This is a genomic window from Nitratireductor sp. GCM10026969 (genome assembly GCF_042660605.1).
Taxonomy (GTDB): domain Bacteria; phylum Pseudomonadota; class Alphaproteobacteria; order Rhizobiales; family Rhizobiaceae; genus Chelativorans.
In genome coordinates this window covers 14,072-27,370 of the sequence record NZ_JBHSUM010000022.1, presented here as the reverse complement: position 1 = coordinate 27,370, position 13,299 = coordinate 14,072, and the positions used below count along the sequence as shown (strand labels likewise).

The window sequence follows — 13,299 nt, the reverse complement described above, 5'->3', positions numbered from 1 at the left end:
ATAGGGAGGAGAAAATGACCGGGAAGCCGATCCCCGCCGATATTATCGAGCGCGAGAACGCCGCGCGCGCGGCGGAACTCAGGCGCGATTACGAGACGCTCGGCGAAAGGCTCGACCGGCACGGCATCGCCATAGACGCCATCAAGGACAAGGTCGCCGCCTTCGCCATTGCCGTACCCTCCTGGGGCGTTGGCACCGGCGGCACGCGCTTTGCCCGCTTTCCCGGCCCCGGCGAGCCGCGCGACATCTTCGACAAGCTCCAGGATTGCGCCGTCATCCACCAGCTCACCGCCGCCACGCCGACCGTGTCGCTGCACATTCCCTGGGACAAGGCGGAGCCACGGCGCCTGAACGAAGCGGCCCAGCATCTCGGCCTCACCTTCGATGCGATGAACTCCAACACCTTCTCCGACGCGCCGGGGCAGCCGCATTCCTACAAGTTCGGCTCCCTGTCGCACACGGACGCAGCGACGCGCCGGCAGGCCGTGGAACACAATCTCGAATGCATCGAGATCGGCAAGGCGATCGGTTCCAACGCCCTCACGATATGGATCGGCGACGGCTCGAACTTTCCCGGACAGGCGCATTTCACAAAGGCCTTCGAGCGCTATCTCGACGCGATGAAGGATATCTACGCGGCTCTGCCCGGCGACTGGCGGCTCTTCACCGAGCACAAGATGTACGAGCCGGCCTTCTATTCCACCGTCGTCCAGGACTGGGGTACGAACTACTTGATCGCGCAGGAGCTGGGGCCGAAGGCCTTCTGCCTCGTCGATCTCGGCCACCACGCGCCCAACGTCAACATCGAGATGATCGTCGCCCGGCTGATCCAGTTCGGCAAGCTCGGCGGCTTCCATTTCAACGATTCCAAATATGGCGACGACGACCTCGATGCCGGCGCGATCGACCCCTACCGGCTGTTCCTGATCTTCAACGAGTTGGTCGATGCCGAGACGCGCGCTGCGCCCGGCTTCAAACCGGCGCACATGCTCGACCAGAGCCACAACGTGACCGACCCGATCGAGAGCCTGATGCTCTCGGCGACGGAAGTGCAGCGCGCCTATGCGCAGGCGCTGCTGGTCGACCGCGCAGCGCTCGAAGGTTTTCAGGACGCAAACGACGCATTGATGGCGACCCGGACGCTGAAGGCCGCCTTCCGCACCGATGTCGAGCCGATCCTTGCCATGGCGCGCTTCGAGGCAGATGCCGCGGTCGACCCGGTTGCGGCCTACCGTGAAAGCGGCTACCGGGCCAAAGTCGCTGCAGAGCGCCCCGCGAGCGTCGCGGGCGGCGGAGGGATTGTCTGAAGATTCCCGGCGGCCCTCATTCTTCGTCCGACGCCGGATCGGATTTAAGGAGTTCCTGCCGCAGCGCCTCCCGGTCGACCTTGCAGCGGGTGAAAATGTCGAAGGCGTCGGCGCCCTGGTGGAAAAACAGCTCGTAGCCGCTCATCACCGCCAGGCCGGCCGCACGCGCATCACGGATGAAGGCGGTTTCGACCGGCGTGTAGACCGCATCGAATGCCCAGCTCTGGCTGCCGATCACCGATTGCGGAATCGCCGTGCCGCCATGGCCGTCCATGCCGAGCGGCGTACAGTTGACGAGCCCGTCGGCGCCCGAGGCGGCATCTGCGACGGTGCCGGCGATCACGACCCGCAACCCCTGGAATACGGACGCAAGGGCGCTCGCCAGCGCCTCGGCTTTCGACAGGTCGCGGTCGAAGAGCCGCAACTCGGATGCGCCGAGCCGACCGAGGGCGAAGCCGATCGCCCGGCCGACGCCACCGGTTCCGGCCATGGCGACCGCGCCGGGACCGGCGTTCCCGAAAACGGTGCGGAAAGCGGCGATGAAGCCTGTATGATCGGTGTTGAACCCGGCGGGCGTCGGAGCGTCGAAGACGACCGTGTTGCAGGCTGCCATGGCGCGAAGAACAGGGTCGTTGACCACCAGCTTCGAAACAACCCTTTCCTTGTAGGGATAGGTGACGTTGAGGCCGCGATAGCCACGTTTCCCGCACGCTGCAAAGACGGCGTCGAAATCCTGTCCGAGATCGGCGGGCACGAGGCGGTCGTAGGCAACATCGAGACCGCACAGGCGCCCTGCCATGCGGTGCAGGCGCGGCGATTGCGAGCGCGCGATGTTGTCACCGACGAGCCCGAGGCGAATGGTTTCCCGTGCCAGAGAGGAGGCCTTCATCGAGACCGCGCTTTATCGCTAGACGCCCAGCGCGCGTCGGCGCGCCACGTCTATATGCGCCTCGATAGCCTCGAGGGCGGCCCTTTCGTCGCGGGCGACGAGCGCGTCGAGAATGCGCATATGCTCGCGCATCACCGACGTCACCAGTTCCGGCAGCATTCGGGTATCGCCCTGCCGGATGAGCCTGATCTTTATGGAGTTCACACGGTAGACGCTGGAGATCAGGCTGTTGCCCATGGAGTCGATCATCGTGTCGTGGAACATCCAGTCCATGTGCTGGGCGCGCTCCAGAAGCTCCGGCGTCACGCCTTTCTCGGCCTCCCGCTGGACCGAAACATGCTCCTCCCTGAGCCTGGAAACGAGCTCGTCAGGCGCATTGCGGCAGAACTCGACGGTTGCCTCGCGCTCCAGGATGAGGCGAAGCTGGAAGGCATTGCGGATGAGATCGATGTCGACATGGGCGACCTGCATGCCCCGCTGCGGCACGGTCTTGATGAGGCCGTCGGCCTCGAGGCGAGGGATAAGTTCCCTGATCGCGCCGAGGGGCATCCCGGTGACGGCCACCAGTTCGCGCTGGGAAAGGAACTGGCCCGGCCGGATATCGCGTGAAAACAATCGTTCCTTGAAGGCCTCGTAGGCCTTCTCGCGAAGGGTGGGGCTGCCCATCCTGCTCATCGCTAGACCGCCCGCGTCTGCTCGAAGTCGCGCAGCAGCCTGTCCAGCATCGCGCAATCGGCCGCCGCGACCGACGCCAGCGGCGGGCGCACCCGGTTCCAGTTTTCGTCTCGGCGCTTCAGCCCGACCAGTGTCTTGATCGCCGGGATAATGGGCAGTTTCACGAGTGAATCGACCAATCTGCTCAACCGGTCGTTATCCTGACCCGTTTCAACGAGCGCGGCAAGTTCCCGTGGAAAGACATTGGCCATGCCGCTGATCGCGCCGGCGCCGCCCAGCCGGACAGCCCTTGCCAGGTGTCGCTCGTCCCCGACGAGGATGGTGAGATCGCTTTCACCCAGGAAGGACTCCGTTGTCGGCCAGTGCCCCCCCGAATCCTTCACACCCAGAACGATTTCTCCGTAGCCCTGCTTGAGCCTTTGCACCACCGGAAGCGGCAGAGCGACTGCCGTGACCTGCGGTATGTGGTAGAGCAGAATGCGCGGCCCGTACCGGCCGATGCGCTCGAAAAGCTCCGCATACCAGGCAAACAGGCCCTCCTCACTCAGATCCTTGAAATAGAAGGGCGGCGGCACGAGCAATGTATGCACGCCAGCTTCAAGTGCGGCAGTTGCCTGTTCGGTCGCCTGCTCCATAGCGGTGGCGCTGATGCCGGCGACAAGGCGCGTCGGATCCACATGAGCGGCAGCGAAAGCATCGAGGATTGCGATGCGCTCGCGCTCGCAGAGGGAGGCGCCCTCGCCCGTGGTGCCGAAGAGGGTCACGCTTGCGCAGCCTTCCTCCAGAAGGCTTTTGGCATGGGCTTCCATGCGGCCGGTGTCGATCGACATGTCCCTTGCGAACGGTGTCGTCAGCGCAGCCGAAAGGCCGAACTTTTCTCCCGGTGCATGCGCGCCTCGATTCGTCCCGGCCATGAAGCCCTCTCTGTTGTGAACAAGCTAACATGTTATTGAGTTGACAATAAAACAGCAAGTGCGTTTTATAGTTCGAGCGGATCCGCATTCCGCTCTGTGAGCGGCCGGGCCTGCCGGCGTTGCGGCTTCGCCCGCGACGGCGCAAATTGCGCGGGCCATGATCCGTGGTACCTGTATGTTCGCGGTCTGCGGGAACCGAATGCAATCAAGGGAGGAGCTACAATGACCATGACAATCGCGCGCCGCGGCTTTCTTGCCGCCACCGCCATGCTTGCGGCCTCGTTCGCCGGTTTTGCCGGAACGGCCCATGCCCAGGACAAGATAACGCTGCGCCTGTCGACGCCGGCCACGCCCACCGACCAGCGCTCGGTGGCGCTCCAGGAAGTCTTCGCATCGGCAGTCAGCGACTTCGCCGAATTCGAGGGGCACTGGAACGCCAGCCTCTTCAAGCAAGGTACGGAGCTCGAGGCGATCGCCCGCGGCAATCTGGAAATGTCGATCACCTCGGCGCAGGAACTGGCCACCATCTTCCCCGAATGGTCGATCTTCACGGCCGGGTACCTGCATCGCGATGCGGAGCACCAGAAAAAGGTGTTCGCGGCCGACTTCATGGAGCCGATGAAGAAGAAGGTCGAGGACGAACTGGGCGTGAAGCTGCTCACGGTCATGTATCTCGGCCGCCGCCAGCTCAACCTGCGTATGAGCAAGGACGAGAAGACGGTGATGACGCCGGAGGATCTTGCCGGCGTGAAGCTGCGCATGCCCGGCACGGACGCCTGGCAGTTCCTCGGCTCCGCGCTCGGCGCCAACCCGCTGCCGATGGCCTTTACCGAGGTCTATACTGCGCTGCAGACCGGCGCGATCGACGGGCAGGACAACCCTCTGCCGACCGACAGGGATTCCAAGTTCTACGAGGTCACCGAGCAGATCGTCCTCACCAGCCATCTGGTCGACCTGAACTATCTCGCCTTCTCCAACGAGGTCTGGGACCAGCTCACGCCGGAGCAGCAGGAGATCGTCCAGAAGGCGGCCGACGACGCGGCCGAGCAGGCCAGGCAGAAGCAACTGGCGCTCGAGGACGAGCTCGTGCAGTTCTTCAAGGACCAGGGTCTGGACGTCTACGAGCCCGTCGTCGACGCCTTCCGCGCCCACGTTCAGAAGGCCTATCTGGAGTCGGAGTTCGCCAGGGATTGGCCGGAAGGCATGGTCGACAAGATCAACGCCGTTCAATAAGGCCGAGGCGACCGACCCATGCAGGCCGCGCTCAGGTGGCTGCAGGCCCGGGCGGACAACATGGCGGTGGGCTTCCTCACCGTCATGTTCCTCTCTTTCATCCTGCAGATCGTCAGCCGCTACGTGTTGAATCATCCGCTCGGATGGACGCTCGAGCTTTGCCTGACCATGTGGCTGTGGGTGGTGTTCTGGGGCTCCGCCTTCCTGCTGACCGATCAGGACCATGTCAGGTTCGACATGCTGTACCTGACGGGAAATGTCCGCGTGCGCCGCGTTCTGGCGCTGGTTTCGGCCGTCGCGATCCTCGTCGGCTTTGCCGCCGCGCTGCCGGCGACCTTCGACTACATCACCTTCTACAAGATCAAGAAGAGCGCGACGCTGCATATCCGGCTGGACTACGTCTTTTCCGTCTACGGGATTTTCGCGGTGGCGGTCATCGCCCGCTATGCGCTGCGCGCCTGGCAGATCGCCCGCGGCGACGCGCCTGACGAGCCGCAAGAGCCGGAGCCCAGATGACCACGGCCTTCTTCCTCTGCCTGCTCGCACTCTTCGCGCTGGCCGCCATCGGCACGCCCATCGCGCTGTCGATGATCGTCGCCGCCATCGTCTATCTCTTCGTGCGCGGCCAGGATCCGGGGCTCGCTGCCGAACAGATCATCCAGGGGCTTTACGACAGCTTCGTCCTTCTGGCCGTGCCGCTCTTCATCGTCGCCGCCAACATCATGAATGCCGGCACGATCAGCGAGCGGCTCCTGAGCTTCTGCGTGGCGGTCGTGGGCCGCTTCCGGGGCGGCCTCGGCCACGTCAATATCGTGGCGAGCCTGATCTTTTCCGGCATGTCCGGCTCGGCGGTGGCGGATGCTGCCGGCATCGGCAAGATCATCATCGAGATGATGACCAAGAGCCGCTACGCACCGGGCTATGCGGCTGCCATCACCGCAGCCTCGGCGACCATCGGGCCGATCATCCCGCCCTCCATCCCGATGGTGATCTATGCGCTCGTGTCCGACCAGTCCATCGGATACCTGTTTCTCGGCGGCATTCTGCCGGGCCTGATGATGGGCGCCGTTCTGATGGCGATGAACAGCTATCTGGCGACAAGGCGGCAATTCGCGCTGGAAGACCCGGTGCCACTCTCCAAGCTGCCGCGCCTGACGGTCAATGCGTTCCCCGCCCTGCTGATGCCGGCGATCCTGCTCTACGGAATCTATGGCGGCGTGACCACGCCCACGGAAGCGGCCGCGGTGGCGGCGGCCTATGCGCTGATCCTGGCGGCACTCTTCTACCGCGCACTCACCTGGAAGAACCTTTACGCCATCCTGTCGGCGAGCGCCCGTTCATCGGCTGCTGTCGGCCTCGTGATCGGCGGGGCACTCATCTTCAACTATATCGTGGCCAGCGAGAACATCCCCGGCAAGGTGGCCGGGGCGCTGGTCGGCATGGACGTCGATCCGCTGCTGTTTCTGCTGGCGATCAACGTTCTCTTCCTGCTGCTTGGATGCATCCTCGACGCCACCACACTGATCCTCGTCGTCGTGCCGCTGTTCATCCCCGCCTGCCGGCAGCTCGGCATCGACCTCGTGCATTTCGGCGTCGTGATCATCGTCAACACCATGATCGGCCTGATCACGCCGCCCTACGGCATTCTGCTGTTCGTCATCAACGCGGTGACCGGGATCAAGCTCAGCGCCATCATCAGGGAAATCTGGACGTTCCTCGCTGTCCTCATTCTCGCTCTTCTGATCATGATCCTCGTGCCCGATGTCGTGCTGTGGCTTCCGCGGCAATTCGGGTACCAGGGCTGAGGCAAGCCAATTCCACGTCTCATGCCAAGGGGGTGAGGCCTGGAAAATGGAGCGCCACCGCGCAATGGATCTGTGCGTCCAAAAAGTCCGGGGTGGACAGGCCGGAAACCGACAGGCCAGAATGGCTGCAGAAGAAGACCGAGACGGGTGCTCACCCGAGGGGGTGGCGCGCCAAAGGGTGACAGTGGAGAGCGGTCGCTGGTAGCACCTTCTCCTTGGGTGCAGATGTGGCATGAAAAGACCATCGCGGAACGATCCGCCAAGGGACGACTGCGCGGCGGGCCGGTAGGGGGCAAGAAGAGACATGATGCGCGTGAGGACGGTCCATCCGTTCAGTGGGCTGGTGCTGCTGATGGCCATTCTGGTCGGGCTGGCCGGCTGCAGTACGACCGCCGTCCTGACACCCACGGTGGCTCCGTTGGACTCGGAGAAGTACGCGGCGATCGTGGTGGATGCCGGTTCGGGGAAGGTCCTTTATCAAAACGCATCGAGTGAACCAAGGTATCCGGCCTCCCTCACAAAGATGATGACACTCTACCTCCTGTTCGAAGCAGTGGATTCGGGCAGGATCGCCCCCACGGGCGCGATCCCGGTCTCCGCCTATGCGGCATCACGGCCGCCGTCGAAGCTCGGTCTGAAGGCGGGGCGGAGCATCGACGTGCAGACGGCAATCCTGGCGCTCTGCGTCAAGTCGTCGAACGACGTCGCCACGGCCGTTGCCGAATACCTTGGCGGCTCGGAAGAGCGGTTCGGGGCAATGATGACGGCGAAGGCGCGGCAACTCGGGATGCGCTCGACCACCTTCAGGAACGCCTCCGGTCTCCCCGATTCCGAGCAGGTCACGAACGCCCGCGACATGGCCATTTTGGCGACGGCCCTGCAGAAGCGTTTTCCCCATCACTATCACGTTTTCGCCAATCGCAGCTTTTCCTACGGCGGCAAGAAGATCCGCGGGCACAACAGGCTCCTGGGCCGGGTCGACGGGGTCGACGGCATCAAGACCGGTTATATCCGGGCATCGGGGTACAATCTCGCCACGTCCGCGGCGCGCGATGGGCGGCGGATCATCGTCATCGTGATGGGCGGGAAAAGCGCCAAATCACGTGATGCCCACGTGGAAGAACTGATCGAGATATATCTGCCGCGTGCGGCACGGACTGCCGGGTTTCCGGGTGGCTGACCCGACGGTATTCCCGAATTGAAGCAGCGGTTGCACTTTAGGTTTCCAGGCACACTCCAGCGGCGACGAGTTCGAATGTGGCCTCCACCGGCGAGGCCCCGGACCAAAGGCTGTTGCGCAGCTTCGAAATATAGGATACCCCCCTATGCTATGACGCACACCATCAGAAACAAGGCCAGGCTTCTCGGGCGCGTCCGTCGCCTCAAGGGTCAAATCGAAGCCATCGAACGGGCGCTGGAAACTGAGGTCCCATGCGGGGAGATTCTCAACCTGACCGCTTCCGTAAGGGGTGCAGTCACGGGCCTCACGGCCGAATTGCTCGAGGATCATATCCGCGAGCACGTTTCCAACCCGGACAAGGATGAGGATCCGGCACGTGCACAAGGTGCCGCAGACCTCATCAGCGTTATCAGGACCTATCTCAAGTGACCGACTACGCCGCCCGCCTCGAAAGTCCTCACGAGCATGTGTTTCTGGGACAGAACCACAAACGCAACGAGCGCCGCACCTGGTTTGTCATCGCACTGACTGCGATAACGATGGTGGTGGAAATCACCGCCGGCAACCTGTTCGGATCCATGGCACTGGTCGCGGACGGCTGGCACATGTCCACTCATGCCGCGGCAATGCTGATCGCGGCATTGGCATATCTTTATGCCCGGAGGAATGCTCATAACCGGCGTTTCACCTTCGGGACGGGGAAAATGGGTGACCTTGCCGGCTTCGCGAGCGCGGTGGTCCTGGCGTTGATCGCCCTGCTGATCGGATGGGAGAGCCTGCTGCGCTTCTACAATCCCGTCGCAATCAGTTTTTCTCAGGCCATCATCGTCGCCTTCGTCGGCCTTGCGGTAAACCTCGCCTGCGCATGGCTGCTTCACGACGATCATGGCCACCATGGGCATCATCAGGGCGGCCACCATCACCATGGTGCCGACAACAACCTGCGCGCAGCCTATTTCCACGTGCTGGCCGATGCGCTGACGTCCGTCCTGGCCATCGTCGCCTTGCTTCTCGGCAGTCTCTATGGGTGGAACTGGATGGACCCTGCAATGGGTATCGTCGGCGCCCTCATCATTGCGCGCTGGTCGTGGGGCCTCATCAGGGACGCCGGTCGCGTCCTCCTGGATTACATACCAGCGGAGGAAAGCCTGCCGGACGAGATTCGTGCCGCCATCGAAAACGATGGCGACAGCATAGCGGACCTCCATGTGTGGCGACTTGGCCCAGGGCACCATGGAGCGATCATCGCCATTCGCGCCGATTCGCCGCGCGAGCCTTCCCACTACCGCAAAAAGCTAGACCGCCTTCACGAACTGTCGCATGTGACGATCGAGGTCGAAGCGAAGGGCTAATTCGGTCTCCGGCGGAAGAACGTCAGTAACCGTTGCTCCCCCCACCGCCTCCATTCGACGGGTATGCGGGCTGGGATGCGGGTGCCCCCTGGTTGGTTGGCGTCGTCGACGCACAGCCGGCCAGTACCAGCATTGCAAGCAGAACAAGCAGTCGCATGGTGAAATCCTCCCCTGCAGAGGATGGATGTGTCGCAGATGGCAAGAGTCTTACCGGCAGATCGACACGTCAACCAATCCCTTCGGGCAGCGCCACCTCCAATAGGCTTATAGGATCTTCATCGTCCGGTTCCTGTCCGGAGCGATCGGCGACCTTTCAGCGGATATCTGGAGAAGGCTCTCAAGTCAGGCCTGAATGACAACCACCCGGGTGCCGACGGGAACGCGCTCATAAAGATCGATGACGTCGTGATTGAGCATGCGAATGCAGCCGCTCGAAACGGCCTGACCGATGGTATGAGGCTGGTTCGTGCCGTGGATCCGGAACATCGTGTCCCGCCCATTGCGATAAAGGTAGAGGGCTCGAGCTCCCAGCGGGTTGTTGGGACCACCGGGCACGCCGCCTGCAAAGCGCGCATTGCGCGGGTCGCGCCGGATCATGTTGTCCGTCGGGCGCCAACTCGGCCATTCGGCCTTGCGGCCGACCGTGGCGCTCCCGCGCAAAGCGAGCCCCTCGCGGCCGACGCCGATCCCGTAGCGGATCGCGCGCCCGTCACCGAGAACATAGTAGAGGCGGCGCTCGGGCGTGTTCACGACGACCGTTCCCGATGCATAATCGCCGTCGAAGGCCACTTCCCTCCTGCGCAGATCGGGATCGATTTCAGAAAGGGGGATCGACGGTACCGGATATGGCTCGTCCCGGTGGGCGGAGTAGTTGGCGAAATCCGCCCTGTACTCTCCGGACACGCAGCCGGCAGCGACCAGAGGCAAGCCCACAAGGAATAATCGACGCGATAACGGCACCACCGCCTCCTCTTTATATCTCGGTACGGTCCCCATATGGCCTTATGGTTAACGAAAGCTCAACCGAGTTTCACCGCGCTGCCACCACCGGCGCGATTACAAGCGCGGCGGTCATCGCAACACGCAGGCTTCTATTCCACCTGTCGACACGAAACATTCCAGCCCCCAATCTGATACTGTAATATCCTCGCCGGAGGCCGCTTACCCCGGTCAAACCCGACGATCGGCGCCCCGCCGAGGGCTTTCGGTCCTTCAACTTTCGTTAGCCGCTTCCTTTTTATGAAGGAAGCGGCGGCACTTGGCGAATCCAGGGGGAGTGATGGAACAGGCAATCGCGCTCGTACTGAGCAATTTCACCATTACATTCCTGGTAATTGCCGCCATCGCGACCGCGATCTCCATGCTGGCCGGCCGAAATGGTGCCCGCCCGCGATTGGCGGAAAAGGCGCTCGCCTACTATGCGCTCTTCGTCATCGGCTTCACCTTCCTCTACAATTTCGTGATGCACGTCTTCTTCGGCGACATGGCGGCGGCGTTCATCGGCTGGGAAAACAGCCCCTTTCAGGCCGAGGTCGGCTTTGCCAGCCTGGGCTTTGCGGTGGTCGGTTTCCTGGCGTTCAAGGGCGGCTTTGAAATGCGCCTTGCGGCCGTCGTTGGCCCCGCATGCTTCCTGCTTGGCGCGGCCGGCGGCCATGCCTATCAAATGATCATGGCGGGCAATTTCGCTCCGGGCAATGCCGGAGCGATCTTCTATACCGACATCTTCGTGCCCTTGCTCGGCGCGCTCCTGCTGTGGATGCGGTATGGGAAGACAGGGCAGGCCTCGGCGCGCTCAACCTGAGACCGTTCGGGGCGCCGACGCCCGGGACGGCGCGCATCTGCCGCCCTCGCGCCGGTGTTGACGCTTGCCCGGCGCCGTCTCCTCGATCGCCTCCACGACGCAATCGATCAATCGCCCTGCCGGCGAACTTTGCGGCCAAAGCATGCCGATGGCGCGCTCGGGACAGGGATCGGGCACGGGCAAGCGGACCAGCGTATCGGCATGGTCCCAGGGAAGCTCCCAATCGGGGACGAGGGACACGCCCAGGCCCGTACGCACCATCACGGCAATCGCGTCCAGCGAGTCCAGTTCGAAGCGCTCGCGCGGAAAAATCCCGTTGTCGCGGAGGTACTGATCGGGAAGGCGCCCGCCCCAATTATTGCGGTCATAGCGGATGAAGGGCTCGCTCCGCAGCAGTTCCAGCGGGTCCTCTCCCCGATGCGCGGGTGCGCACAGGACAACGAGGCGCTCCTTTCGAAGCGTCTTCCACCGCAGGGACTTGGCGACCGGAAATGGTGGCGCGACGATGAGCGCGCCATCGATCTTGCCGTCCAGGAGCGAGCGGTAGAGATCGTTGGACGTGCCCGGCAGGAGAAACGCGTTGACCGCCGGTGCGGTGCGACTGAGCGTCAGGAGTGCGGCCGGCAGGATTCCGGTCAGCGTCGTGGCAATGGCCCCGATGCGGATGTCGCCGGCGATTTCGTCGAGCCTCGTGAGGCCCGCCAGGGTACGAACGCCGACCAATATTTCGCGCGCCTTGTCGAGGATCGCATGGCTGGCATCCGTGGGCTTTACACGACGGCCGGTGCGCACGAGCAGGGTCGCCCCGATTTCATCCTCCAGCGCTTGCATGCGCTGTGCGACCGCCACCGGCGAAATCCCCAGGCGGCGTGAAGCTTCCGCCAGGGATCCGAGTTCGGCAACAAGGACAAACGTTTCAAGAAAGCGCGTTTCCATGCGTCTGGTCCTCGCCCGTTCCGTGCAGCCTGTCGACGATCATCTCGGCAATGGGCATGGCCGAGGTGGCGGCTGGCGACGGAGCGTTGCAGACGTGCAGCATGCGTTCCGACTGCAGGAACAGAAAGTCGTGCACCAGCGTGCCGTCGTCGAGGATCGCCTGCGCCCTGATGCCGGCGCCCGGTTCCCGAAGGTCGTCCAGCGTGAGGCTCGGGCAATATTTGCGGCATTCCTCGAGGTAACGACGCCGGGAGAATGAATTCCGGAATTCGTCGATGCCGGATTTCAAGTTCCTGTGCGCCATCTTCCAGAAACCGCCATGCGTCGCCAGCGAGGCGACATCCCGGAAGTCGATGCTGCCTTTCCGGTATCCTTCGCGCGAAAAGCCGAGCACGGCGTTCGGGCCGACCGTGACCCGCCCGTCGATCATGCGGGTCAGGTGAATGCCGAGGAAGGGCAGGTCCGGGTCGGGCACCGGATAGATGAGGTGCTTGACGATCTCGGATTTGGACGGCGGCAAGGTGTAATATTCGCCGCGGAAGGGGACGATGCGATGTTTGAGCCGCATGCCGGCCAACCGCGCAATCCGGTCCGACTGGAGACCGGCACAGCTGATCAGATAGCGGGCGTGGTGGATCTCACCGTCACGATCGTGGATCGAGACACGCCCTTCCCCCTCGTCGATCGCCACCACCTGCTTTCCGAGTTTGAGGACCGCTCCCCGTTCCTTCATCTTTTCGGCCATCGCCAGACAGACCTGACGATAGTCGACGATGCCCGTGGCATGGACCAACAGGGCACCGATGCCGGTGACGTTCGGTTCGATCCGGCGCAGGCGCTCGCGCGAGACGGGCTCGAAGCTGATCTCGTTTTGACTGGCGCGTTCCTCGAGCCCGCCCAGCCGCTCGAGCTCACGCTGATCGGTTGCGATCAGGAGCTTGCCGCAGGTCTCATAGGGGATGCCGTTTTGCCCACAGAATGCCTTGGTCGCCTCGGCTCCGGCGCGGCAGAGCCGGGCTTTCAGCGAACCGGGCTTATAATAGATTCCGGCATGGATGACCCCGCTATTGTGGCCGGTCTGGTGCATTCCGACCGCCGCCTCCTTTTCCAGGAGGAGGATTTTCGCGGCGGGATCGCGTTGCGACAGGCTCAGCGCCGTCGCCAGCCCGACAATGCCGCCACCGATGATGCAGTAGGTGTACTCCAT

14 protein-coding genes are annotated in these 13,299 nt (G+C 63.3%); 8 read left to right on the top strand and 6 right to left on the bottom strand.

What is annotated here, in order from left to right; all coding sequences use genetic code 11:
- Window positions 1-14 precede the first annotated feature (14 nt).
- Entirely contained in the window at window positions 15-1,307 is a 1,293-nt protein-coding gene (rhaI, locus tag ACFP9U_RS07660; protein WP_378620287.1) for an L-rhamnose catabolism isomerase, read from the top strand.
- A gap of 16 nt (window positions 1,308-1,323) precedes the next feature.
- On the opposite strand, the gene ACFP9U_RS07655 is transcribed toward rhaI, so the two are convergent.
- The 3 genes from ACFP9U_RS07655 to ACFP9U_RS07645 are packed head-to-tail and all read right to left on the bottom strand — an operon-like array spanning window position 1,324 to window position 3,785.
- Window positions 1,324-2,196 carry a shikimate dehydrogenase family protein gene (locus tag ACFP9U_RS07655; RefSeq protein ID WP_378620285.1) on the bottom strand — a complete coding sequence of 291 codons (873 nt, stop codon included), beginning with the start codon at window positions 2,194-2,196 and terminating at the stop codon, window positions 1,324-1,326.
- Window positions 2,197-2,214: 18 nt separating this feature from the next.
- Window positions 2,215-2,871 carry a GntR family transcriptional regulator gene (locus tag ACFP9U_RS07650; RefSeq protein ID WP_378620284.1) on the bottom strand — a complete coding sequence of 219 codons (657 nt, stop codon included), beginning with the start codon at window positions 2,869-2,871 and terminating at the stop codon, window positions 2,215-2,217.
- 2 nt (window positions 2,872-2,873) lie between these two features.
- The gene (locus ACFP9U_RS07645; protein ID WP_378620283.1) at window positions 2,874-3,785 is read right to left on the bottom strand and encodes a dihydrodipicolinate synthase family protein; all 912 of its coding nucleotides are present in this window, start codon (window positions 3,783-3,785) and stop codon (window positions 2,874-2,876) included.
- Window positions 3,786-4,007: 222 nt separating this feature from the next.
- Here ACFP9U_RS07645 and dctP point away from each other — a divergent pair, with 222 nt between their 5' ends.
- From dctP to dmeF, 6 genes are all read left to right on the top strand, one after another.
- Entirely contained in the window at window positions 4,008-5,018 is a 1,011-nt protein-coding gene (gene dctP / locus ACFP9U_RS07640) for a TRAP transporter substrate-binding protein DctP (protein ID WP_378620282.1), read from the top strand.
- An 18-nt stretch (window positions 5,019-5,036) separates the two neighbouring features.
- Window positions 5,037-5,534, top strand: a complete 498-nt coding sequence (locus tag ACFP9U_RS07635; protein ID WP_378620280.1) for a TRAP transporter small permease — start codon at window positions 5,037-5,039, stop codon at window positions 5,532-5,534.
- Complete coding sequence (locus ACFP9U_RS07630) at window positions 5,531-6,823, top strand: TRAP transporter large permease (protein ID WP_378620279.1); 1,293 nt, start codon at window positions 5,531-5,533, stop codon at window positions 6,821-6,823. Before ACFP9U_RS07635 ends, ACFP9U_RS07630 begins: the two co-directional genes overlap by 4 nt.
- A 304-nt stretch (window positions 6,824-7,127) precedes the next feature.
- Window positions 7,128-8,003, top strand: coding sequence for a D-alanyl-D-alanine carboxypeptidase family protein (locus ACFP9U_RS07625; RefSeq protein ID WP_378620278.1), 876 nt, complete (start codon window positions 7,128-7,130; stop codon window positions 8,001-8,003).
- Window positions 8,004-8,153: 150 nt separating this feature from the next.
- The gene (locus ACFP9U_RS07620) at window positions 8,154-8,432 is read left to right on the top strand and encodes a metal/formaldehyde-sensitive transcriptional repressor (RefSeq protein WP_378620275.1); all 279 of its coding nucleotides are present in this window, start codon (window positions 8,154-8,156) and stop codon (window positions 8,430-8,432) included.
- Window positions 8,429-9,355 (top strand): CDF family Co(II)/Ni(II) efflux transporter DmeF, encoded by a 927-nt coding sequence (gene dmeF, locus ACFP9U_RS07615; protein ID WP_378620272.1) that lies wholly within the window; start codon window positions 8,429-8,431, stop codon window positions 9,353-9,355. The genes ACFP9U_RS07620 and dmeF overlap by 4 nt, the downstream gene beginning before the upstream one ends.
- Window positions 9,356-9,697: 342 nt before the next feature.
- Here the strand turns inward: dmeF and ACFP9U_RS07610 are convergent, their stop codons facing one another.
- A complete protein-coding gene (locus tag ACFP9U_RS07610; protein ID WP_322453552.1) occupies window positions 9,698-10,315 on the bottom strand; it encodes a L,D-transpeptidase in 618 nt (205 codons plus the stop codon).
- Between the two features lie 319 nt (window positions 10,316-10,634).
- Here ACFP9U_RS07610 and ACFP9U_RS07605 point away from each other — a divergent pair, with 319 nt between their 5' ends.
- Window positions 10,635-11,156 carry a DUF6790 family protein gene (locus tag ACFP9U_RS07605; protein WP_378620269.1) on the top strand — a complete coding sequence of 174 codons (522 nt, stop codon included), beginning with the start codon at window positions 10,635-10,637 and terminating at the stop codon, window positions 11,154-11,156.
- Here the strand turns inward: ACFP9U_RS07605 and ACFP9U_RS07600 are convergent.
- Together ACFP9U_RS07600 and lhgO are read right to left on the bottom strand one after the other, a co-directional pair.
- Entirely contained in the window at window positions 11,148-12,092 is a 945-nt protein-coding gene (locus ACFP9U_RS07600) for a LysR family transcriptional regulator (RefSeq protein WP_378620266.1), read from the bottom strand. The two genes, ACFP9U_RS07605 and ACFP9U_RS07600, sit on opposite strands and share 9 nt — an antisense overlap.
- Window positions 12,073-13,299 (bottom strand): L-2-hydroxyglutarate oxidase, encoded by a 1,227-nt coding sequence (gene lhgO, locus ACFP9U_RS07595; protein ID WP_378620264.1) that lies wholly within the window; start codon window positions 13,297-13,299, stop codon window positions 12,073-12,075. Before lhgO ends, ACFP9U_RS07600 begins: the two co-directional genes overlap by 20 nt.